This is a genomic window from Pseudoalteromonas arabiensis (assembly GCF_001550155.1).
In the GTDB taxonomy this organism is placed as follows: Bacteria; Pseudomonadota; Gammaproteobacteria; order Enterobacterales; family Alteromonadaceae; genus Pseudoalteromonas; species Pseudoalteromonas arabiensis.
The window spans coordinates 324,376-347,899 of sequence record NZ_LRUF01000008.1 but is presented as its reverse complement, the minus strand read 5'-3'; the positions used below and the strand labels follow the sequence as shown (position 1 = coordinate 347,899).

The window sequence follows — 23,524 nt, the reverse complement described above, 5'->3', positions numbered from 1 at the left end:
ATATGCAATAGTAAACACCATTAGGTTATTTTGGAAAATCACATGGTATCCATTAGTTCGTCTCGTTTAATGAAAATGGCTTGTGTGTTGAGTGTCATTTTACTCAATACATCGGCAGTGCAAGCTAAGACGAATGAGAATAAGCGTAGTGAGTTTATTGATGTTGGTGAACTCCTTCCTAACGCGGTTTTAGATATTCGCTACTTTGGGCGTCATAACTTTGTGGGCGCTCCTATTGATGGTTACACTGCGCCTAAATGTTTATTGCACAAAACCGCAGCGAATGCGCTTAAAAACGTACAAAAGGCGGCTCAGAAAGAGGGATTGAATTTAAAAATATTCGATTGTTATCGTCCACAGCGCGCTGTTGATCATTTTGTACGTTGGGTTAATGATTTAAGTGATACGCGCACCAAAGCTGAGTTTTATCCTAACCTTAATAAAGATCAGCTGTTAGGTGATTATATTGCTGCTAAATCAGGCCACAGCCGTGGCTCAACCATTGATTTAACGTTAGTTGATGCATATGGTGTTGAGCTTGATATGGCATCACCGTTTGACATGTTTGATACGCTTTCAAATACGGATGATCCTCGAATTAGTGCCACTCAAAAAGCTAATCGTTATAAGCTTAAAACACTTATGAGTGATGCGGGTTTTGCTCCGTATTCAATGGAATGGTGGCATTTCACTTATCAGCCGCAGGCTTACCCTGCGACTTATTTTAACTTTGTAATAAAATAATTAACGTACTTCGCTAATGGGTGTGTAATCCACCCCAATTTCAACAATACCGACTTCTGGGTATTTTTCTAATTCAGTTTTGACTACTTTTAAATCAGTATCTTTATCGACAAAAAAGCTGTACGTATGCTCAGCTACCCTTTTTAACTGATAGGTGTCTAGCAGTGCTAAAGATGCTTCTTTGGTTTTGAGTGAAATAAACACAGTACCAGTCACCGTCCCTTGCTCTGAATTTGCGTGGTTAAAGACGATGGTTCCTTTTAAAAGCTGCTCAGAGTTGTAAGTTAGTTTTTCACCATTGTTATTAACAGAATTATTACTCGTTTTCGTTAACTCTTCAGTTTTTTTTGTTGTGGTTTGTGGTGTATTTTGCTCTTTTTGAAGCGCTGTATTTTTAGGTGTGCCTTCCTTTTTATTTACACTTTCATCTTTCTGACAACCTAAAATTAACATAGATAACACTGCAATTAGTTGTATTTTATTAATCTGGTGCATTAAATCTCCTACTATTGTTACTTTTATTTACAAATATTACTGTTTTTTATTAACAGCTTTAGGTACATTATAGTTGGTTAAATTGTTAACCAAAATTAAAAATATAACAACAGGGAACTTATGCATGGCTAAATTTAAAGTAAGCGCTGTAGCAACATTAGTAACGGCTATTTTGGCATCATCACAAGTACAAGCAAGTGAACAAACTCGCTTCTACAGTGCCGCTAGTACAAGCTCACACGCGCAATTCAATCCACAAATAACTCAGCAACGTGCATTAGCTGAGCGCCGCACTGTATCGGGTCATAAATCTATTTTTGATGCTCAATTAGGTAAAGCAACATTCTTATGGCAGGCTGTTGGTCAAGCAAAACCAGATATGTCAGTTGTTTTACCAGAGCAACGCAATGCTTACGCTGCAGATTTTTATTTGAATGCGCTAACGGGTGTAAGTACAGCTAAGAAAGGTATATCAAGCGCCGTATTAACGGATTTATCTGAGCAAAAACTGGGCTCAATCACGGCTAAATACAAGCAAAAAGTACATGATATTGAAGTATTCAACCGTGAATACAATTTAATCATGGATAAAGAGCAAAACTTAGTAGCTGGCTCTGGTTACTTTGCTAACGTTAGTTCAAATGCGACTAAATCATTTGCACCACTTGCTAAATTTGTGGGTGCTGAGCAAAGTATTAAGCGTGCTATTAAAGAGTTAGCAGATATCAATGTTTCGCTGGTTAAGTCTACAGAGCAAGGCGACTATGTTAAGTACAATGTAACTAACCAAAATGGTGAAAAAGTTGTCGTTGGTCAACCACGTGCGAAGAAAGTATTTTTTGAAGTTAACGGACAACTTGAGTCAGCTTATTATGTTGAAGTTGAAGTTGCCGATAAAAATAGTCTAGATAGCGACTACTTCAGCTATGTTATTGGTGCTGACAACAATAAGGTTTACTTCAAAAAAGACTTAAAAGCACACGCGGCAGACTTTAACTATCGTGTATGGGCTGATGCAGATGGTTACCCATGGGAAGGTCCGCATGGTGACGTAATCCCAGCAGATGGCCCTGATCAAGTTGATGAAACTGAAATCCTAGATGCACCTTTAGTTAGCTTATCTTACTACAGTAAGCTGAGCACAATGGACCCGTGGCTTGAGGATGATGCAACGACTACATCAGGTAATAACGTATTTGCGTATGCTGATGTTATTGCACCGCAAGGTTTTACTGAGGGTGACTTTACCGCTGAAACAACGTCTGATTTTACTTTTGACTACCCATATCAAGTTGATCAGGTTGCTAATAGTTATGATAACCGTAAGGCAGCAATCGTTAACTTGTTCTACATGAACAACTTCTTACACGATTTCTTTTATGATCATGGTTTTGACGAAACATCAAATGTTGCACAAGTATCTAACTATGGCCGTGGTGGTGTAGAAGGCGATCCTATTGAAGCGCAAGCTCAAGATAACAGCGGTCTAAATAACGCAAATATGTCTACACCAGCAGATGGTGCAAGCCCTCGTATGCAAATGTATTTATACAACTCAAAAGATGCGAAAGTAGGTGTCGATTTTGGTGTTGTAGTTACATCTGATGAAACGATTGGTCTTCTTGAGTCAACGCAAGTTTCTGGTTTTGGTCAAGGTCAGTTTGCAGACGTAGCCGCTGAAGTTGTACGTCTAATCGATGGTAATGATGTTGATTCAGGGAGTGTAACGGATGGTTGTGAGCCTGCAACGAATGCAGCAGATTTAGCTGGTAAAATTGCGTTAGTTGACCGTGGTTCGTGTAACTTCACTGCAAAAGTATTCCACGCTCAAGAAGCGGGCGCTATTGGTGCAATCGTTGTAAATAATGATCCTAATACCGATGATCCTGCACCTATGGGCGGTGAAGATGATGCCGTGCTTATTCCAAACATGGGACTTAACTTTGCCGATGGTCATAAAATGTATGACGCGATAGATGCAGGTAATGTTGTAACTGTAAACATGTTTAACAAAGCAACGTTAAAAGATGGCACATTAGATAACGGTATTATTGCACACGAATGGGGTCACTATATTAGTAACCGTTTAGTCGGTAACTCGTCTGGTCTTATCAACTTCCAAGGCCGTGCCATGGGTGAAGGCTGGGGTGATTTCCACTCACTTATGTTTATTGCTAAAGCAGGCGATATCAACATTGTTGGTAACGACAAGTTCCAAAAAGCTTACGGTAGCGGTACATTTGTAGAAGACTTCTATTTTGGTATTCGCCGTGTTCCATATTCTACAAACATGGAAGTAAACCCACTGTCTTTCCGTCACATTACTGAAAATGCAGGAGCGGACGTTGGTATCGCGCCAACAAATGTGGCTTCGCCTCATGCTGCCGGTGAAATTTGGGCAACAATGTTGTGGGAAAGCTATGTTGCACTAATCAACGAGCATGGTTTTGAAGAAGCACAAAATCGCATGGCAAACTACCTTGTTGCGGGTTATAAACTAACACCAATTGCGCCGCTATACACAGAAGCACGTGATGCTATCTTAGCTGCTGCTTATGCTGTTGATACAAACGACTACGAGCTAATTCTAGGTGCGTTTGCTAAGCGTGGTATGGGTTTAGGCGCTGTTGCTCCAGAGCGCTTCAGCACTGACTTAACCGGTGTGGTTGAATCTGATGATATGGAGCTTGCTAGCTTTACTCTTAAAGATGTGAGCGTAAATAATAACTTTAACGGTGCAGAGTTAGGTTATTGCTCGAATGATAACATTCTAGATAAAGGTGAAACCGGCACACTAACCGTGAGCATTACCAATACAGGTAGTGAAACACTGACAGGTACACAAGCACAGTTGAGCGTTGTTAGTAACCATGATGTTACTTTTGAAAATGATGGCTTAATCACGTTTGATGAGATGACCCCATTCACATCGGCTACAAGTGCGCCGATTAAGTTTACACTTAATGACGCTGGTACGGCAGATACCCTTGAGATTCAAGTGTCATTCCCAGAGCTTTCTGCTGATGATGAAATTGTTGAAGCAGCAAGTGAGACACTCTCATATACGGTTAACATGGACTTTGAAGCAAAAGCACCTGTTGGTTCTCAAACTTCGGATAACATGGAAGTCGCTGCTACGTCACTTCATGACTTTAAAGAAAATGTAATGACGGGTGGCGACCTAGCTGAGGGCACTCAAAGCATGGCTAATGATGGCAACGTAGCCTTTTTCAATACTTTTGGTTTTGGGCTTGGTGAGCAAACCATGTACCTAAATAACAATGATTTTGAATCTGACGTTGCTGTTGAAACTAAAGAGTTTGAGATTGGTTTTGCTGGCGAGTTTGCAGTGTCATTCTGGCATTTCTATCTAATTGAAGAAAATTGGGATGGTGGTGTCGTTGAGATCAGCGTAAATGGTGGTAATTGGGTTGATGTCACTGAAATGGGGGGCACATTTGATGTTGGTTATGATGGTCCGCTGACTGAAAATGATGCACAGGCAATTCAAGACCGTGATACGTTTACAGGCAATAATATTGATGAGAATGGTGCGTATGGTAATTACGAAACAATTCGATTTGGTACTGAGTTAAATGGTAACCGTGCGAAGCTTCGTTTCCGTTTATCATCGGATAACGCAGTGAGAGAGTTTGGTTGGTGGATTGATAATGTGTCATTTACCAATGTAACAACACCGATACTATCAAACGTTATCGCGGGTGACACTTTTGCATGTGATAATGCAATGCCAGTGATTAGCGTGTCTGGCGATGAAAGTATTTCTGAGTCTGCAACCGGTACGTTAAGTGTAACTGCAACTGATCGCAATAGTGATGATGAATTAACGTATGCTTGGACGCAAGTAAGTGGTTCAGCAGCAACATTATCAGGCGAAGATACTGCAACATTAAGTTTCACTCCAGGCTCAATCTCAGCAGATGAAGAGGTCGTCTTTGAGGTTGTTGTTAGCGATGGTGTTGCATCCGTGTCAGAGCAAGTAACGGTTGCTGTTACAAATGAAGCAGAGCCTGTGGTTGAAACCCCAGAGCCTAGAAAATCAAGCAGTGGTAGTTTTGGTTTCTTGACCTTACTACTTGCTCCATTAGCGTTAGTAGGCCGTCGCCGCAAACGCTAAGTTAATTATCAGACAGTGATAAAAACAAAGCCCTTACAGTTCTCTGTAAGGGCTTTTTTAGTTTCTGTGGACTTACCTGCTCATGTCATGGCAAGTAAAAAGTGGCATTACAAAACTATTGAACTGTCGCTTTTAAACCGCGGCGTTTTAATAATGCTGAAGTGTCAGGCTCTTGACCACGGAATGCTTTATACGATTCCATTAAGTCGCGCGAGTTGCCCATTTCTAAAATTTCTTTACGGTATTTGTCACCCATTTTGCGAGTTAAACCGCCTTGCTCTTGTACATAAGCAAACGCATCAGCTGCTAAAATTTCACTCCACATATATGCGTAGTAACCAGCTGAGTAGCCGCCACCCATAGAGTGTGAGAAGAATGCTGATTTATAACGTGGTGGTACAAATGGTACATTTACACCATGTTTTGTAAGTGCTTGTTGCTCAAACTCTTCAATGTCTTGCAATGGTGCATCTGCAGGTAGTGAGTGCCATTCCATATCAAGAAGTGCAGCAGCAACATATTCTAACGTATCAAAACCTTGGTTGAAGCTACGTGATTGGATTACTTTTTTCAGTAACTCATCAGGAATTGGTTCACCTGTTTTATGGTGTTTCGCATAGTTTGCGATAACTTCAGGGTACATTGCCCAGTCTTCTTCGAACGTTGACGGGAACTCAACGAAGTCGCGTGATACCGACGTACCTGAAAGCATAGGGTATTTTACTTTAGAGAACATGCCATGTAAGCCGTGGCCTAATTCGTGAAAAATAGTTGTCGCTTCATCATAGCTGATAAGCGTAGGTTCACCATTTGCGCCTTTTTGAATGTTCATTACATTAACAACAACAGGCTTTTGTTCTTTAAGGCCTGATTGTTTTACAAATGAGCTCATCCATGCACCGCCACGCTTACCTTCGCGAGCAAAGTAGTCAGCAAAGAAAATGGCTAAGCTGTTACCGTTTTCATCAAATAACTCATAGGCTTTAACATCAGGATGGTAAACTGGAATATCGTTACGTGGTTTGAAAGTAATACCGTATAAACGGTTCATGGTGAAGAATACACCGTCTTCTAGCACACGATTAAATTCAAAGTATTCTTTCACTGCATTTTCGTCTAGATTGTACTTATCTTTACGAACTTGTTCTGCGTAGAATAACCAATCCCAAGGTTGTAGTTTGAACTGTTCACCTGACTCATCGATCTTAGCTTGGATCGCTTCAGCCTCTGCATTAACGTTTTGCATTAACGCAGGGATCATACCTGCAAACATATCAAATACTGCCTGCGGCGTTTTCGCCATTTGTGACTCTAGTCCGAATGCCGCCCAACTATCATAACCAAGTAGCTTAGCCTTTTGAGCACGTAACTGAGCAAGTTCTGCAACGATTTCACGGTTACTGTTTTCACCAGAAAGTGCGCGCTCAGCTGAGGCACGCCAAATTTTTTCACGTAAATCACGATTTTTAAGTGTCGCTAAAATAGGTTGGCGTGTCGTGTTGGTGATCTTAATTAGGTATTTGCCAGAGTGGCCCGCTTCTGTTGCTGCATTAGCAAGCTGTTCAATTTGACCTGCAGGTAAACCTTCAAGTTCAGCTTTGTCATCAACAAGCACAACGTTCGTTTTAGTCAGTGCTAATAAGTTCTGCGAAAACTGAGTCGTTAAGCTTGAATGTTTTGTATTAATATCACGGATCTGTTGTTTTTCTTCCGCGGTTAGTTTCGCACCGGCACGTACAAAACGCTTGTAGTAAACATCTAAAAGACGTTTTTCTTCAGCGGTTAATGCTAATTTATCTGACTCAGCATATACAGCAGAGACTTTCTCAAATAAGTCTTTATTTAAAAAGATATTGTCGTTATGTGCAGCAAGCTTTGGTGCGAGCTCTTTTTGTATTTCACGACGCTTAGGGTTTGAATCACTCCCTGCTAGATTATAAAAAATGCTGCGGGTGCGAGTCAGTAATTCGCCACTTAGCTCAAGGGCAACAATGGTGTTTTGAAAGTCAGGCTTAGCTTGATTACTAATGATAGCTTGTACTTCAGCCATTTGCTCAGTCATGCCTTTATTGAAAGCAGGCATAAAGTGCTCATCTTTGATGACACTAAAGTCAGGTGTTTCGTATTGTAATACGCTTTTTGTAAATAATGGGTTTGCTTGCTCAACGTCAGCGGTTGTTGCAACTTGTTTAGTTGTTGTTTTATTTTCAGTTGTTTGTGGCTCAGAACAGGCCGTTAATAATAACGCTGAGCTAATCGCGGTTGCGAGTACGTGTTTCATTGTTTTCTCTTTGTTTTAAAAATTAAATTGCGCTGATAAAGCACAGTGATCGCTTAACATATGATCTGTGTTGTAATTGTGAAATTTCACAGAAGATGGCACCAAAGCGCGCCTCATGGAAGCTGATATCACAATGTGATCAATGGGCAAAGGGTACTTTGGATGACAACCTACTACACCATCTGTTGCGATAAAAAGGTTATTAGCTGCGATAAGTGGCGAACCATCATTATAATCTTTTTTATTTTTATGGTCAGAAGCTGCTAAAAGCTCAACTCTAAAATGGTTATTTATGGCTGTCAAATGATGGTTAAAATCACCCAGTATAAGCCAGTTTTCGCGAGCTAAGTTATGCTTGGCTAGGTAGCCTTTTAAATACTCAGCTTGTTTAGCATATACTGCACAATTTGATTTATTTGATACTGCATAATTTTCAACAAAGCAGCCACTTTTCATATGAACATTAAGTAAGTTTAATGGTTTACCCGCTTGTTCAATTTGTAAATGAATCGCTTCTCTTGCACCCACCTTTGCGTTAGCTAACTCACTTAGATGGTTAACCTGTTTTATTAAAATGGGCTTTCTCACCACGAAGGCGACTTTTTGTTGTGTTGATGCTTGCTTGTTTTCTCTACAAGTGTAACTGGGTGAATCCGTTCGAGATGACATGATTATTTGCTATTGTGAGGCAGGAAATATTCGTTTAACAGCTGCCAAAGAGCCAACTTCTTGAAGTGCAATTACATCTGCATCAAGTGATTGCGCGTATTGGCGCATCTGAGTGTAACTTTCAGTGTCTCTGGCTTTACAGCCTGTACCATTGTGGGCTGCTAAGTGTTCGGTGTTCCAAGTGACCACGCGTAAGCTTTTGGCATTTGCAAAATTACTATTTACAACTGATAGCAGTAGTAATGCCAAGCTAGTCAAATGCGGATGCTTAATTATTTTCATCTACGACTATTACCTAAGAATAATGATGTGGTATGTTATATTATAACAACTTAATCTGCAATCAATCTTGCCATGGAGTGCTTTTTTTTACGATAAGTTGCAAATGTTGCTGGATAAGCAAGGAGTCGTATGGCTATCATAATTAAACATGCTTGCGTTGTTAATGAAGGACAACGCGGACCACAAGATATAAAAATTGTTGGTAAACGAATAGTTCAAATCGCTACAGATATCACAGCTAAAGTGAATGATCAGGTGATTGATGCTAACGGTTTATTGCTGTTACCCGGCATGATTGATGACCAAGTTCATTTTAGAGAGCCAGGCCTAACCCATAAAGGTACAATTGCCAGTGAATCGGCCGCTGCTGTGGCCGGTGGCATTACCAGCTTTATGGAAATGCCTAATGTTTCACCCTCGACCACCACAGCAAAAGCCTTGGCAGATAAATACGCAATAGCGGCGCAAACCAGCTCTGCGAATTATGCATTTTACTTTGGCGCAACCCCTAATAACCTCGATGAAATTAAAGCCCTTGATGCCAAAAAGGTATGCGGCGTTAAAGTGTTTATGGGGGCATCAACAGGTGATTTACTGGTTGAGCATCCTCATGCTCTTGAGGCCATTTTTCGCGAAAGCCCTGTACTTATTGCAACCCATTGTGAGCAAGGTGAAGTGATTCAACAAAATCAGCGCCTTGTAGCGAAGCGTTTTGGCAAACTACATATAGAACATCATCCATTAATTCGTGATGAGTTAGCGTGTTATTCATCATCATCGTATGCAGTATCGCTGGCAAAACGGTATGGTTCACAGCTGCATGTTTTACACCTTACAACGGCAAAAGAGTTGGCGCTATTTAGTAACGCGCCTATAGAACAAAAGCACATAACCGCTGAAGCGTGCGTGCATCATTTGTGGTTTAACCAAGACGATTACGCAAACTATGGTAATCTAATTAAATGTAATCCGGCAATAAAATCAGAGCAAGACCGCCAAGCTTTACTTGGCGCCGTGCGCGATGGGCGCATTGATATTATTGCCACCGATCATGCACCTCATACTTGGCAAGAAAAGCAGCAACAATACAGTGTTGCGCCAGCAGGTCTCCCATTAGTCGAGCATGCGTTATTATCGTTACTTGAGCAGGTAAAACGCGGTGCGTTAAGTCTTGAGCAAGTCGTTGAAAAAACGGCGCATAATGTAGCAAAGCGATTTGCTATCGAAGAGCGGGGCTTCATTCGTGAAGGTTATTTTGCTGATTTAGTCCTGGTTGACCCAAACGCTGAAAAGCACGTCGAGCACACAAATACACATTATTTATGCCAATGGACTCCTTTTAATGGCACCACTTTTTCACACCGAATTACACATACCTTTGTAAATGGAGAGTGTGTGTTTGATGGCACACATGTTTACCCGCATAAGCAGGCCGCTATGGCCTTAATATTCAATCGTTAAAAAGAAGTCGATATGCAATTACCGGATATTACCTCGCACTCTAATGTAGATTTTCAGTCGCCTTTGAAATGGGTTGGCATGGAAAAAATTGCACTGCCTTTAAAGCTTGCACAACCTCATGTTGATGTACATCTTAATGCCAAAGCGGATGTGTTCGTTAGCCTTGATAGCAATGCAAAAGGCATTCATATGTCGCGTCTTTATTTGTTACTTAATCAGCTATTGGCAAAACAGAACTTAACGAGTCAGGGTGTTAACGAGTTTATGAATGCTGTTTTAACATCACAAAAAGGCTTAAGTAAAGGCGCAAAACTGGTGCTGCATTTTGATTTACCACTGCTTAAACCAGCACTCCTTAGCGATAATGCAGGTTACAATGCTTACCCTGTTGTTTTAACAATTACTAAGCAGCAATCGCTCACCATTAACTTAAAGGTCGATATTGCCTACAGTAGTACTTGCCCATGCTCTGCAGCATTATCAAGGCAGCTTTTGAGTGAGGCGGTCGATAAACAATTTAGCGATGCCGCTATTGATAAAGCATCTTTACTTAATTGGCTTGCAAGTGCTCAGGGCTCAATAGCAACGCCGCATAGTCAGCGCTCTTATGCTTATATAGATGTCACTTTTAGTAATGAAAAGCTGCCTGATCTGAGTGCTTTTATTAGTACCTGTGAGCAAGCTATTGGCACTCCTGTGCAAACCGCCGTAAAACGTGAAGATGAACAAGCATTTGCAGCCCTAAACGCGAAAAATTTACTATTTTGTGAAGATGCAGCAAGGCGATTAAAACAACGCCTCGAAACTATGCCGAGTATTGCTGACTACCAATTTAAGGTTGAGCATCAAGAAAGTTTACATGGCCACAATGCAGTGGTTCATGAGTCTAAGAATTAGATCTCATAACCTTAAGTATTTACAAATTTTGACAAAGATAGTCGCAAATCATTGCTATTAATAAAAACAAGGTGAATGATATGCCTACCAAAAATATTATAAAAAAGGATGACTATGCGTTTTAAATTTATTGCTGCTGCAGTGGGTATTGCTGTCGCAAATGTTGCCGTTGCCGACGAAGGCATGTGGCAACCTCATCAACTGCCAGAACTTGAATCAGTCTTAAAAGCGAAAGGCTTGAGTATTGATGTAGAGTCAATTTCAAAACTGACTGAGTTCCCGATGAATGCGGTAATTAGCCTTGGTGGTTGTACGGCTTCGTTTGTATCACCAAAAGGTTTAGTTGTAACAAACCACCACTGTGCCTACGGTTCGATTCAATATAACTCGACCACCGAGAACAACATTTTAGAAAATGGCTTTTTAGCAAAAAAGCACAATGATGAAGTGCCTGCAGCCCCAGGCTCTCGTGTCTATGTAACCGAGCAAGTGACCGACGTTACAGAGAAAGTAAACCAAGGTACTGAACAGCTAACAGGTAAAGCACGCTTTGATGCTATTCAAGCAAATGAAAAAGCACTTGTTAGTGAGTGTGAGAAAGACGAGAGCTACCGCTGTAATGTGTATACTTTCCACGGTGGTCTTGAGTATTACCTGATCAAATCGCTAGAAATTAAAGATGTGCGTTTAGCGTATGCACCCGCTATGGGGGTCGGTAAATACGGCGGTGATATCGACAACTGGATGTGGCCGCGTCATACCGGTGATTTCTCGTTCTATCGCGCGTATGTGGGTAAAGATGGTAAGCCTGCTGAATATTCAGAAGATAACGTGCCATACCAAAGTGATGCGTTTTTAAAAGTAAGTGCTAAAGGCGTACAAGAAGGCGATTTTGTGATGGTGACCGGATACCCAGGCAGCACAAACCGTTACCGTATTTCGCCTGAAGTTGACTATGTATTTAACACAGCTTACCCATTAGCGCGTAAATATAACTCTAAATATGTCTCGTTGATTGAAGAAAATGCGCCAGAGGGTTCAGAGGCACGAATCGCTTATGAAAGCACGATTGCTGGTTACAACAATTACATTAAAAACTATGGCTCAATGATTGAGAGCTTTAACAAGGGTTCAATGTATAGCCGCAAGCAACAATTCGAAAAAGATCTCACTGCGTGGATCAATGAAGATAGCGAGCGCAAAGCTAAATACGGACATGTACTCGCTGATTTAACGACACTAGTTGCTGAGTCTCAAGAGCATAACCAGCGCGACCGCATGTTAGGCTACGTACACCGTTCACAAATGATGTCATCGGCACGTATGCTGTATCGTTTAGTCTATGAAAAACAAAAGCCAGATGCTGAGCGTGAAAGTGGTTATCAAGAGCGTGATATGCCACGCATTAAGTCACGTTTAGAAAGCATGAGCCGTCGTTACGACGAAACTGTAGATAAAGCTATTTTACTGTACTTTATTGAGCAATATGCCGCATTACCAAACGATGAGCGAGTTGCTGAGGTTGATAAGGCGCTTGGTTTAACAAACGGCTTTGATAAGCAAGAACAACAAGCCTTGCTTGATGATATGTATGCTAAATCGGTTCTTGCAGATGAAAGCAAACGTTTATGGATGGCAGGCCTTGACCTTGCACAATTAAAGCAAAGTAGCGATCCATTTATTCAATATGCTCAGGCTGTTTTTGCCGTTACGAAAGATATTGAAGATGCGAAAAAAGAACTGGCTGGTAAACAGCAAGCCGCTCGCCCTGCATTAATGGAAGCAATCATTGCTTACAACAAAGCACTTAATAAGCCGGTTTACGCGGACGCTAACAGCACCTTACGTGTAACTTACGGTACGGTAGGCGGCTACTCCCCGCAAGATGGCTTAGTGGCAACCCCCTTTACATCTTTAGAAGGACTGCTTGCTAAAAACACGGGTGTTGAACCATTCAACTCACCAGAGAAACAAAATGAGTTGATTAAGCAAAAGCTTTATGGCGATTACACTGGCGGTATGAACACTGTTCCGGTTAACTTTTTATCAAATGTAGATACCACAGGTGGTAACTCAGGCTCTCCAACGTTAAACGGTAATGCTGAGCTCGTTGGTTTGTTATTTGATGGTGTTTACGAAAGCATTATTGGTGATTGGGATTACGATGAAAACTTAAATCGCTCAATTCACGTTGATTCACGATACATGTTGTGGGTGATGGATAAAGTTGATAATGCTCAAAACCTACTTAAAGAGATGACTATCGTTAAGTAATCTAAGTTTAACATTAATTTAAGTATTAAAATGCCAGTCTAACAGACTGGCATTTTTGTTTTTATAAAAATAAAAACATTAAATTTCATAAGGTTGAAAAATATTTATAAAAATTAATTTTTCTTAAGTTTTATTTAAGTTTCGCTCGATAAATTTTACACATAACCTAAGTGGAGCGAACAATTATGCTTTCAGTCAAGCAATCATATCAAACTCAAGTTCAAGAGCCAGCCTTTGTTTGCACGCGTGAAGGAGGTCAATTCCGTGACCGTCTTGAGCGTAATATCAAGCAAGGTTTTGCTGCGGCCTATAACGCGAAAATTTCGCAATTCATGCCGCTACTGTGTGAGCTTAATGTTGACGATGAAGTATGTACGTTAGGTCTTCGCTCTGCATCACAAGCTTTATTTATTGAGCAATATCTCCCTGCGTCTATTGAGCACTTTGTCAGTGCCAAGCGTGAGCACATTTTTGAGCTAGGTAATTTATGCTCAACGCATCGAAAAGCCACCTTGGCACATTTTGTTTTAATGAACGAAGCACTCTATCAAGCAAGGGCAAAATATTTAGTATTTTGTGCAACCCGCAAAGTGAGAGCACTATTAAAAATGCTGGGTGTGAATTGCAAAGAAATCGGTGTTGCCAATGCACAAGCACTACAAGATCCAGCAAGCTGGGGTAGCTATTACGACAATCAACCAACCATTTGTGTGGTTGACCTAAACGAAGCACATCAACGGGTATTAAATACCCCCGTTTTATTCAATATCAAACAGCAATGTTTGCAGTCATCCCTTGAATTGGCTGTCTATTTGGAGGCGTTATGAGCTGGTTAACACAATTACCGCATAAGGATAGCGATACCTTGATGGTTTGCCATCAAAGTGATGGTGTGCGCTCACTAACCAAACAAGAATTTACTGAACAAGTGACTCGTTTGCTGCCTACTTTGGCAGAGTTTGATGCTCAAGGCGTTGCTTATCAATTAGATAACACACCCGCTTGGTGTGTATTAGAAGCTGCGCTTAGTGAGCTTAATAGAGTGGCGATTCCACTACCAACGTTTTTTACAGCGCAGCAAATAGCGTTTGGTTTGCAAAACAGTGGGGCAGGGCTATTTGTATGCGACCGTGCTTACGAAGGCGAGCATGCTAAATTAGTGGCGTTAGTGGATGTGTGTAAGCATTACCCTTTATATGTTTACCAATTGAGTAACACACAGCCTGTGCCATATTTTGCAAACACGCAAAAGATTACCTTTACCTCAGGCTCAACGGGCACACCTAAAGGGGTGTGTTTATCCCTTGAGAGTCAAATGCAAGTGGCAACATCACTGTATCAAAGCATAGGTTTAGAAAAACCAAACCATTTGTGTTTACTGCCGCTAGCGGTTTTGCTTGAGAATTTAGCTGGTGTGTATGCGCCGCTATTAGCGGGTGGCATGGTTAATTTAGTGCCTTTAGCTGAACTTGGTTTTTCTGGTGCGCAGCTACTTGAACCACATAAATTAATAGCCGCAATTGAACGTACTGAGCCAAATACCCTTATTTTAGTGCCAGAACTACTAACGTGTTTAGTGGCTTTTGCAAAGCAAGGCTGGCAAGCACCTAAAAGCTTAAAGTTTATTGCCGTTGGTGGCGCGGTTGTAAGCCAAGCACTTATTAAGCAAGCCCGTGAGCTCGGTTTACCCGTTTATCAAGGCTATGGTTTATCTGAATCTTCATCAGTGGTGAGTTTAAACACGCGCGATGATGATGACATAGACACCGCAGGGCGAGTACTGAAGCACATTCAATATAAAATTGAAAATGGCCAGCTTTATATCAAAGGTTCATTGTTTTTGGGTTATTTAGGTAAAGCTGCACAAAATGCTGACGATTGGTATGCAACCGGTGATCTGGTCACTGAGCAAGCAGGCCGCTTGGTTATTCAAGGGCGTTTGAAAAACCAGCTGATCACCAGCTTTGGGCGCAATATCAGCGCTGAGTGGCCAGAGTCGTTATTGCTTAGCCACAGCCAGGTTCAGCAAACGGTGGTGATTGGCGAAGGCCAAGCATTTTTAGCCGCGCTTATCTATGCAAATCAAGCGATGAGTGACGCTGAACTTGCTGCTCATATTACGGCACAAAACGCGCAACTACCCGAATACGCACAGATCAGAAAATGGCATCGAATGGCAGAGCCTATGAGCCACACGCAAGGCTTATTAACCAGCAATAATCGCCCTAAACGCGATGTTATTAACCAATTTTTTGCTACAGAGATTTCAGCACTTTATCAAGAGGCAACGAGCATGAGTCAATTTTTCAATACATTACAAACTGAAACACAAAAAGAGCGCGACTACCTTTTAGCTGCACCGATTATTAGCCGTGTTTTTAAAGGTGAAGTGAGCCTGAGTGAATATGCATCGTTCTTAACGCAAGCTTATCATCATGTTAAGCACACAGTCCCACTATTAATGGCCCTAGGTGCAAAGCTTACCGATAAACAAGAGTGGCTGCGCGAAGCTGTTGCAGAATACATCGAAGAAGAGCTAGGCCATCAAGAGTGGGTGTTAAATGATATTGCAGCATGTGGGTTCGATAAAGAGCTGGTGCGTCATTCTCGCCCACAGTTTTCGACCGAGTTAATGGTGTCGTATGCTTATGATGTAATTAATCGTGGCAATCCTTTGGCATTTTTTGGCATGGTTCATGTTCTAGAGGGTACCTCGATTGCATTAGCCGATAATGCTGCAGGGCAAATCCGTGAGGTTGTAGGTTTACCTAAAAAGGCATTTACCTACCTTACTTCGCACGGTGCACTTGATATTGAACACGTGAAGTTCTTCGAAAATCTCATGAACAAAATTGATAACGAGGACGACCAGCAAGCCATCATTCACGCCGCAAAATGTTTTTACAAACTGTACGGCAATATTTTCCGTGACCTTGATACTGAGCCTTTCTTTAGTGAGGCTGATTTGGAGCAGAGCGCATGAATAGCCCAGTATGTGTGCTAACCGGTGCTACAGGCGGCATTGGCCGGGCTATTGCCCTTCGCCTTGCAAAAGAGGGGTGGCGTTTATTGCTGGTAGGTCGAAATATTAAGCAACTTGCCGCACTTAAATTGGAGTGTGGTAATGAAGCGGAGTACTTTCAGGCTGATCTAAGTAACAGTGAATCTCGCGATGAACTTGCCAAGTTTGCTCAGCAACTAGGTGGTGCAACGCTACTTATCAATAACGCGGGCGTTAACGTGATGCAGGGCTTTAGTGAAATCAGTGAGCAGCAAATTGAGCACTTATTAAATATCAACCTGCATGTGCCAATTAAATTGTGTCAATTGTTCTTACCCCAAGTCACTTTCAACAAAGGCACGATTGTGAACATAGGTTCATCGTTTGGTAGTATCGGCTATCCGTATCAAACCTTGTACTGTGCTAGCAAGTTTGGCTTAAGAGGGATGACCGAAGCCCTTGCCAGAGAGCTTAGCCACAGCGATGTGAAAGTATTATATTTAGCGCCTCGTGCAACCGATACCGCGATTAATTCGCCACAAGTACGGGCGATGAATAAAGCGTTGGGTAACACCATGGATCCACCAGAAAAAGTGGCGGATGCTTTATTAGATTTAATTAACTCAAAAAAGCGTCGCCGTTTTATCGGCTTTCCAGAAACATTATTTGCTCGTATTAACGGCGCATTTCCATCTCTTGTTGATAACGCAATAGCAAAACAACTTCCTAAAATTAAAAGTTTTTTTGCGAACTAAATTGATTAAGGTGAATGATTATGACTAAACTAAATTTTAAAGCCCTAATGATGTTAGGTGTTATCATGGCTACGCCTGCAAAAGCCGACTTTAATAGCGATTTAAGTTCGGTGCAGAAGCAGTGGGCAGTGGTTAATTACGAATTAGTTGACGATGCGCAGTTGGATGCATTTGAAAAATTAGCGAGCGAAACCGCAGAGTTTACAAAAGCGAACGACCAGCAAGCTGCAAGCCATATTTGGTATGGTATTGTGCTATCGAGCTATGCAGGTGCGAAAGGCGGCTTAGGTGCGCTTGGTCTTGCAAAAGATGCGAAAGCGCAATTCGAAAAAGCACTAAGTCTAGATCCAAAAGCACTTGAAGGTTCAGCGTATACCAGTCTTGCCACCTTATACGGTAAAGTGCCGGGTTGGCCAATTGGTTTTGGTGATGACGATGAAGCGAAGAAACTGTTTAAACAAGCGCTTGAGCTGAACCCGCGTGGTATCGATAGCAACTATTTATATGCGTCATTTCTATATGATGAGCGCAAATATAAATCAGCTAAAGAATTTTTATTGGTTGCTCAGCAAGCGGCTGCGCGTCCTGATAGACCAAAAGCAGACCTTTACCGCCAACAAGAAATTACTGAACTATTGGCTAAGGTAGAGAAAAAAATAAAGAGATAAGTTATGCATTTATTGCTCGTTGAAGACGATCACTTAGTGGCAGAAGGCCTATGCCGTTCTTTGCGTCAACAAGGTTATAGTGTTGAACATAGTTCGACCGTTAAGTCAGCGATGCAATGGCTGCAAAACGATGAAATTGAGCTGGTAGTCCTAGACTTAGGACTACCAGATGGTGATGGCATCGACATTCTAAAGCACATCAAAAAGCACCGTAAAAACCTGCCTGTGGTGATTTTAACTGCTAGGGGTAGTATCGACGATAAAGTGATGGGACTCGATTTAGGTGCTGATGATTATCTTGCAAAACCGTTTGATCCCGCTGAGTTATTTGCACGCCTTCGGGTTGCCAGCAGGCGTCTTACCCAAGCACAAACTAGCACTTTAAAAGTCGGTGATGTTGAAATGGACACCGCAGCTTTTACCGTGAGTTTTCAAAAAGAGCCGGTGAACTTGCCGCGTAAAGAGTTTATGTTACTCAAAGCGTTGCTCGAAAATCAAGGCCGCGTGCAATCAAAACAGCAGTTAGAGAATAAGCTCTATGAGTGGGGCGAAGAGGTGGGGTCAAATACCATCGAAGTACATATTCATCACTTGCGTAAAAAATTCCCGAAAGAATTTATTAAAACCCTGCGCGGTATTGGTTATGTGGTGGGTAAACGCTAGTGTCAATCCGTAAAAGACTGACCTTACTTATCTTGTCGATGGTGATCTTAACCTGCTTTTTGGCTTTTACTAAAGGTTACCGTGAAAGCATGAATCAGGCTGAAGCACTGCTTGATAACGAGCTAGTTACGCTGGCGCATGTCTTGATTGAACAACCTCTAAGTAAAGAAACTCCTGCCTATACAAGTGATTTACCGCAGTTATTATTTCAGGTGTGGGTTGATGGTAGCTTGGCTTCAAGCTCAAAGTCATTGCAGCATTATCCAATCAATAAAAGTCAGTGGCAAACTGGGTTTAGTGTTGAGAATCTGGCAGGGCAACGAGTCAAAGTGTTTCGTTTAAGTGAAGGCAATAAGCGGGTGCTTATTGCTGAGCCTCTAAGTAAGCGTGTGGCACTAACCGAAACCGTGATTTTGTCGGCCATGACGCCGCTGTTATGGAGCGTGCCAATTCTAGCAGTGCTTATTAGTGTTTTTGTAAAACAAGGGCTTGCGCCACTGACTCGATTATCTAATCAATTAAAACATCGTCAAGCAAATGACTTTACGGCGATTCCTTGGCAAACCCCAGAACAAGAAATTAAACCTGTAATTAGCCGCTTAAACGATTTATTTAAACGTGTTGAAAGTGCCTATTTACGAGAACGCTTTTTCGCTTCAGATGCGGCCCATGAACTACGCACGCCGCTCAGTAGTTTAAAAATCAATGTACATAATTTACTCGCTCAGGGGGTTGATAGTGTAGAACTTAATGCGATGGAAAAAGGGGTTGATAAACTAAGTAATATTGTTGAACAGATGTTGATTTTAGGGCGTACTTATCCAGAGCAATGGCAGGCACAATTTAGTCCTGTATCGGTGTTAGAAATTAGCCAGCACGTTGTCGCACAACTTTATGATCGTATAGACGAAAAAGAGCATAGCATTAGCATTGATGGTGATGACTTTGTTATTGCTGGAGATGAATTCACCTTAGTCACTTTGTTTGGTAATTTACTGAGTAACGCCATAAAATATACCCCAGCTGTGGGAGAAATAGGTATTACTCTGAAAACCGAAAACAATCGTTTTATCTGGCAAATTGATGACTCGGGTCCAGGTATTGATGAAGCTCAAAAGCAGCGCATTTTTAACCGTTTTTACCGCGTGGGTGGCGATAAACACCCATCCGGTGAGCAAGGAGCTGGGCTTGGTATGGCTATTGTCGAACATATAGTATCGATTTACAACGCTGATATTACACTTGCTGATAGCCATCTCGGTGGTTTACGAGTGATCGTCTCCTTTATGCAAGGAGAGGTTAGTGAATAAATGGATTCTGGCACTTTCTATGTTGCTACTATGTATGTCGTCTTGGCTCGCCTATGCCAAAGAGTACAAGTTGATCTTAAAAGATCATCTATTTTACCCCGCTGAAATTAAAGTACCTGCCAATAAAAAGCTACGACTCTTAATCGAAAATCAAGATGATACTCCGGAAGAGTTCGATAGTTTCGACTTAAACCGTGAAAAAGTACTTTACCCTAGCCGCACGAGTGTCATTTATATCGGCCCGTTAAGCCCTGGCCGATATGATTTTTTTGGGGAGTTTTCGCCTAATACTGCCCGAGGAACTGTTGTTGCTACGGAGGTAGATAATGCTGATAACTAGTTTACTGATGAGTATTAATCAACTTCTGCCCGTGGTGATTTTAGCTGTGTTATTGAGTTTGATTGTGCCTTTAAATCAACGCCAGCTCAGTATTTATGCTGTCTTTGGTATCCTCGTGAGCCTAGTGTTCGTGCAAGGCGCTGCGTGGGTGAGCCAGTTATTTGACCATCGTGGCTTAGAGTTTCTGCAAATGCTGCTATGTGTCATGGTTTATGTTGCCGCGTTAATTAGCTGTCAGCAGCGTAGTCATGCAGCAGCGGTCGCATTGATTGCTACCATGACCTTGTATTTAAGCCATTACATGATTTATTTAGTGAGTTTTTGGCATAGCAAAGACACCGCAGAGCCTTTAATACTCGGTACCTTTTTAGGTGTTGGTATTTGTATTAGTTTTGGGGTGTTACTGTTCTTTTTACTGGAAAGTATTGTTAGACGTGCTGGCGTGCAGTCTTTGATTGTGTTGTTAGCTTTAAATGCAACGGCAAAGTTATTGGTACTTCTTGATTTAGCAAGTCAGGTCGACTTAATTGACGTGACCGCAAATTATTTAGATTGGCGTGGGTTTTTAGTCGAAAACTCAGAGCTTGGCCGTGTATTAAAAGCTTTAGCAGGCTACGAAGCAACACCCAGTAAAACTGCGCTTTGGGTATATGTGATTGCAGCAGTTACATTTATCGCCTTGGTGCGTGTTTTAAAAATTAAAAAGATAGAGGAGCCAGTATGCGGTTCTTAATTATTAGCTTAAGTTGCTTGCTATTAGCAGGCATTAGCCAAGTCGCGTATGCCGATGGTATGGTGGTTGATAAAGTATATCACCCCTATGTGCTTCCCTTTGAGCGAGAAGTTGAATGGCGACTTGTATCAAGGCAAACTGATTCAGGTAATGTGCTGGCTCAGCGTGCCGGTTTTGGTGGTGCAATTAACGATACTATGAGTTTAGAGGGATATGTAGTAGGAGAGCGTGATGACAATGGTGATTTTGGTCTCGCTTCTTATGAGCTTGAACTGCGTTGGCAGCTAGTAGAGCAAGGTCGCTTATGGGCAGATTGGGGCGCATTATTTGAGCTTGAAAAACAGCACACTTTAGATGCATATGAAGCGACAAGTGGTTTTCTGTGGGAGAAAGAGTTTGGCCGCACCAGCTTAACGTTGAATGCTTTTTTAGTTTATGAGTGGGGAGCTGATATTGAAAATGAATGGGAAAGCGAGTTTCGTGCCCAGTATCGCTATCGCTACCGCTCTGAGTTTCAACCCTCTATTGAAATTTATGCGGGGGAAGACTTTTTCGGCATAGGCCCCGGTTTTATTGGTTTGCATCGCTTTAGTCCTAAGCATCAACTAAAATGGGAAGCGGGGTTCATAAGTGAATTAACTCAATCAGGCAAAGATCATAGTTTTCGTTTAGCACTAGAGTTTGAATTTTAATTGTCGATAGTATTTGACTTATCTTCTTAACTCTATATAGTGGGCCCCAGCTAGAAAGAAAGCGTGTAATTAATAAATCTTTATTTCGTTGTTGTATAAGTAATACTTGTAGTACCGTCCTGAAGTTTTTAAGTACCATCTCATTTTTTGCTACACCCGCCCATCTAGGGCATGTTTAATTTTTTTATATCAGGAATAATACTATGTCTAACATCGTATCAGGTACAGTTAAGTGGTTTAACGAATCTAAAGGTTTTGGTTTCATCGAGCAAGAAAATGGCCCAGACGTATTCGCACACTTCAGCGCAATCAAAAGCGACGGTTTCAAAACTTTAGCTGAAGGCCAACGTGTAGAGTTCACTCTTTCACAAGGTCAAAAAGGTCCTCAAGCGGATAACATCACTCCGTTATAATTCTTACTGAAAAGTAATGATTAAGAAGAAGCAAGCTACGGCTTGCTTTTTTTATGTCTAAAAATTGACTGAGAGCATTAACATTCCTATAGTTAATTCAGTCGTCGTATTTGGGTGTTTTAATCATTTTTAGATATCTTCTATTAACGTGTTTGGGCATTGCTCCGATAGTGTACGCCAAGCATAGTGTGACCATCTATACTGAGCAGTTTCCCCCTTATAACTTCTCTAACAAAGGGCACTTGGAAGGCATTAATCTTCGCTTTGTAAGCGCAATGTGCGTGGATGCCAATATCGAGTGTAGATTTGTGCTATTGCCTTGGTCAAGAGCCTATCACTTAGCGCAAGAAGAACCGATGGCAGGGCTTGTGTCTACAGCCCGTATCCCTGATAGAGAGCCCTTCTTCAATTGGATTGGGCCTATGGCTTCATCTCGTAACTATTTTTATCGTTTAAAGTCGAACTCGCAAGTTAACCCCCGAGATTTATCGGAAGTGAAAGATTATACTCTTGGGGTGGTGAGAGACAGTATTTATGAGCAGTTTGTAGAAAATATTGGTTTTGAAAGCGAGCAGAATCTGCTTAAATTTAGCCATTATTATGAATGCATTAACTTATTTTTTAAGGGAAAGCTCGACCTTATTATCGGCTCAGAATTATCCTTCCATTATCAACTTATGCAATACGGCTATGCAGGTCAAGAAGTTGTAAAGCTAATAGAATTACCACTTAACAATACAACGGGTAATTTTTTAGCGTTAAATAAAAATATGCCTAAAGAAATTGTTGAGCAATTTCAAATCAGTTACCAAAAGCTGATGAAACAAGGTAAATTAGACAAGCTAACAAACGAGTACTTAGTCGGTCAGCACTAATTGTATTCAGTTAGCATCATCACTTTACGATAAGTTTCGCTCTTTGCTACATCTTCAAAAGCATCTTTCAGTGCTTTAATGTAACGTGGATCTGTATTCTTATTGGCTGCAAGGTAGCCTTTCATGGCTAAGAAGTCGATAGAATGAGCAAAGGTAAAATTTTGTTCGTCTTGTGCTAATTGCTCTGCCATTGCTGCGATATAGTTTTTATCATCAACGATTAGGTCGACTTTGCCAGATATGAGTAATTGGTAAGAACGGGTTATATCTGAAGTGTATATGATTGTATAGCCTCGCTCCGAAAGTTGTTTGGCTGACAGGTCATCTCGTTGAACAGCGACTTTATACTGCTTTGCCTGTTCGCTTGTTGTTATATTAATATCAGCGCGTTGGGTGAGCTTTACAAACCCCATTTGATAGGTTGCCACTGCCCCAATCCACTCGAATTTATTTTCTCGCTCAGGTGTTTTAGCCATGCTAAAAATAAACGTATGTGGCTTTTTTAACGCCATCTTATAAGCACGTGCCCATGGATAAACCTCAATATTGGCTGTTAATTCAGCTTTGGCAAATATCGCCTTCACAAGCTGCGTACTGTCGCCTGAAACTTGGTTATTTATTAAAGTTTGATTGGGAGGGGAGAGTTCGGTCACGACCGTTAAGGCCGGTTCACTACGCGCAGACCAACTTATACATAATAAGGTGAATAAAAATAGAGAGTATTTCATTTATGTACTTAAAAAGACTTAGTATTTAAATCTTAGCACATAAAACGATAAAAGGGCCTTGCGGCCCTTGGTGAAGTATCGTTCAAGTCAGATAGACCTTTAACC

At 41.4% G+C, this 23,524-nt stretch carries 21 protein-coding genes and 1 pseudogene; 17 read left to right on the top strand and 5 right to left on the bottom strand.

What is annotated here, in order from left to right; translation table 11 throughout:
- Positions 1–42 precede the first annotated feature (42 nt).
- Positions 43–744 carry a M15 family metallopeptidase gene (locus tag PAARA_RS04170; RefSeq protein WP_245219882.1) on the top strand — a complete coding sequence of 234 codons (702 nt, stop codon included), beginning with the start codon at positions 43–45 and terminating at the stop codon, positions 742–744.
- On the opposite strand, the gene PAARA_RS04165 is transcribed toward PAARA_RS04170, so the two are convergent.
- Positions 745–1,239: a hypothetical protein gene (locus PAARA_RS04165; protein WP_062567808.1), complete on the bottom strand. Its 495-nt coding sequence runs from the start codon at positions 1,237–1,239 to the stop codon at positions 745–747.
- A 124-nt stretch (positions 1,240–1,363) separates the two neighbouring features.
- Here PAARA_RS04165 and PAARA_RS04160 point away from each other — a divergent pair, with 124 nt between their 5' ends.
- Positions 1,364–5,377, top strand: a complete 4,014-nt coding sequence (locus tag PAARA_RS04160) for a rhombosortase-dependent M36 family metallopeptidase (RefSeq protein WP_062567807.1) — start codon at positions 1,364–1,366, stop codon at positions 5,375–5,377.
- Positions 5,378–5,492: 115 nt separating this feature from the next.
- On the opposite strand, the gene PAARA_RS04155 is transcribed toward PAARA_RS04160, so the two are convergent.
- Genes PAARA_RS04155 through PAARA_RS04145 form a run of 3 tightly spaced genes read right to left on the bottom strand, consistent with a single transcriptional unit; the run spans position 5,493 to position 8,609 of the window.
- Entirely contained in the window at positions 5,493–7,658 is a 2,166-nt protein-coding gene (locus PAARA_RS04155; RefSeq protein ID WP_062567806.1) for a M3 family metallopeptidase, read from the bottom strand.
- A gap of 15 nt (positions 7,659–7,673) precedes the next feature.
- Positions 7,674–8,327, bottom strand: a complete 654-nt coding sequence (locus PAARA_RS04150) for an endonuclease/exonuclease/phosphatase family protein (RefSeq protein WP_062567805.1) — start codon at positions 8,325–8,327, stop codon at positions 7,674–7,676.
- 9 nt (positions 8,328–8,336) lie between these two features.
- Positions 8,337–8,609 (bottom strand): endonuclease/exonuclease/phosphatase family protein, encoded by a 273-nt coding sequence (locus tag PAARA_RS04145; protein WP_062567804.1) that lies wholly within the window; start codon positions 8,607–8,609, stop codon positions 8,337–8,339.
- Positions 8,610–8,738: 129 nt separating this feature from the next.
- Here PAARA_RS04145 and PAARA_RS04140 point away from each other — a divergent pair, with 129 nt between their 5' ends.
- The 15 genes and pseudogenes from PAARA_RS04140 (at position 8,739) to PAARA_RS04075 (ending at position 22,691) form a co-directional block, all read left to right on the top strand.
- Entirely contained in the window at positions 8,739–10,070 is a 1,332-nt protein-coding gene (locus tag PAARA_RS04140; protein ID WP_062567803.1) for a dihydroorotase, read from the top strand.
- A gap of 12 nt (positions 10,071–10,082) precedes the next feature.
- Positions 10,083–10,967: a GTP cyclohydrolase FolE2 gene (gene folE2 / locus PAARA_RS04135; protein WP_062567802.1), complete on the top strand. Its 885-nt coding sequence runs from the start codon at positions 10,083–10,085 to the stop codon at positions 10,965–10,967.
- Between the two features lie 114 nt (positions 10,968–11,081).
- A complete protein-coding gene (locus tag PAARA_RS04130) occupies positions 11,082–13,241 on the top strand; it encodes a S46 family peptidase (RefSeq protein ID WP_062567801.1) in 2,160 nt (719 codons plus the stop codon).
- A gap of 185 nt (positions 13,242–13,426) precedes the next feature.
- Positions 13,427–14,068 carry a thermostable hemolysin gene (locus PAARA_RS04125; protein WP_062567800.1) on the top strand — a complete coding sequence of 214 codons (642 nt, stop codon included), beginning with the start codon at positions 13,427–13,429 and terminating at the stop codon, positions 14,066–14,068.
- Positions 14,065–15,522: pseudogene (locus tag PAARA_RS04120) on the top strand (AMP-binding protein); the annotation flags it as partial. The gene PAARA_RS04125 and the pseudogene PAARA_RS04120, both read left to right, overlap by 4 nt.
- Before the next feature lie 12 nt (positions 15,523–15,534).
- A complete protein-coding gene (locus PAARA_RS20655) occupies positions 15,535–16,224 on the top strand; it encodes an iron-containing redox enzyme family protein (RefSeq protein WP_209438168.1) in 690 nt (229 codons plus the stop codon).
- The gene (locus PAARA_RS04115; protein ID WP_062567799.1) at positions 16,221–16,997 is read left to right on the top strand and encodes an SDR family oxidoreductase; all 777 of its coding nucleotides are present in this window, start codon (positions 16,221–16,223) and stop codon (positions 16,995–16,997) included. The genes PAARA_RS20655 and PAARA_RS04115 overlap by 4 nt, the downstream gene beginning before the upstream one ends.
- A 20-nt stretch (positions 16,998–17,017) precedes the next feature.
- Entirely contained in the window at positions 17,018–17,665 is a 648-nt protein-coding gene (locus tag PAARA_RS04110) for a tetratricopeptide repeat protein (protein WP_062567798.1), read from the top strand.
- A gap of 3 nt (positions 17,666–17,668) precedes the next feature.
- On the top strand, positions 17,669–18,328 hold the full coding sequence (locus PAARA_RS04105; protein ID WP_062567797.1) for a response regulator transcription factor: 660 nt from the start codon (positions 17,669–17,671) through the stop codon (positions 18,326–18,328).
- Positions 18,328–19,638: an ATP-binding protein gene (locus PAARA_RS04100; RefSeq protein ID WP_062567796.1), complete on the top strand. Its 1,311-nt coding sequence runs from the start codon at positions 18,328–18,330 to the stop codon at positions 19,636–19,638. Before PAARA_RS04105 ends, PAARA_RS04100 begins: the two co-directional genes overlap by 1 nt.
- 19 nt (positions 19,639–19,657) lie before the next feature.
- A complete protein-coding gene (locus PAARA_RS04095; protein ID WP_062568161.1) occupies positions 19,658–19,978 on the top strand; it encodes a cupredoxin domain-containing protein in 321 nt (106 codons plus the stop codon).
- Positions 19,965–20,711, top strand: coding sequence for a hypothetical protein (locus tag PAARA_RS04090; RefSeq protein WP_062567795.1), 747 nt, complete (start codon positions 19,965–19,967; stop codon positions 20,709–20,711). Before PAARA_RS04095 ends, PAARA_RS04090 begins: the two co-directional genes overlap by 14 nt.
- Entirely contained in the window at positions 20,699–21,403 is a 705-nt protein-coding gene (locus PAARA_RS04085; RefSeq protein ID WP_062567794.1) for a hypothetical protein, read from the top strand. Before PAARA_RS04090 ends, PAARA_RS04085 begins: the two co-directional genes overlap by 13 nt.
- Positions 21,404–21,606: 203 nt before the next feature.
- Positions 21,607–21,816: a cold-shock protein gene (locus PAARA_RS04080; protein WP_036972536.1), complete on the top strand. Its 210-nt coding sequence runs from the start codon at positions 21,607–21,609 to the stop codon at positions 21,814–21,816.
- Between the two features lie 188 nt (positions 21,817–22,004).
- Complete coding sequence (locus tag PAARA_RS04075; protein ID WP_167346331.1) at positions 22,005–22,691, top strand: substrate-binding periplasmic protein; 687 nt, start codon at positions 22,005–22,007, stop codon at positions 22,689–22,691.
- Here PAARA_RS04075 and PAARA_RS04070 read toward each other — a convergent pair.
- Positions 22,688–23,419 carry a substrate-binding periplasmic protein gene (locus PAARA_RS04070; protein WP_062567793.1) on the bottom strand — a complete coding sequence of 244 codons (732 nt, stop codon included), beginning with the start codon at positions 23,417–23,419 and terminating at the stop codon, positions 22,688–22,690. The genes PAARA_RS04075 and PAARA_RS04070 overlap by 4 nt on opposite strands.
- Positions 23,420–23,524 lie beyond the last annotated feature (105 nt).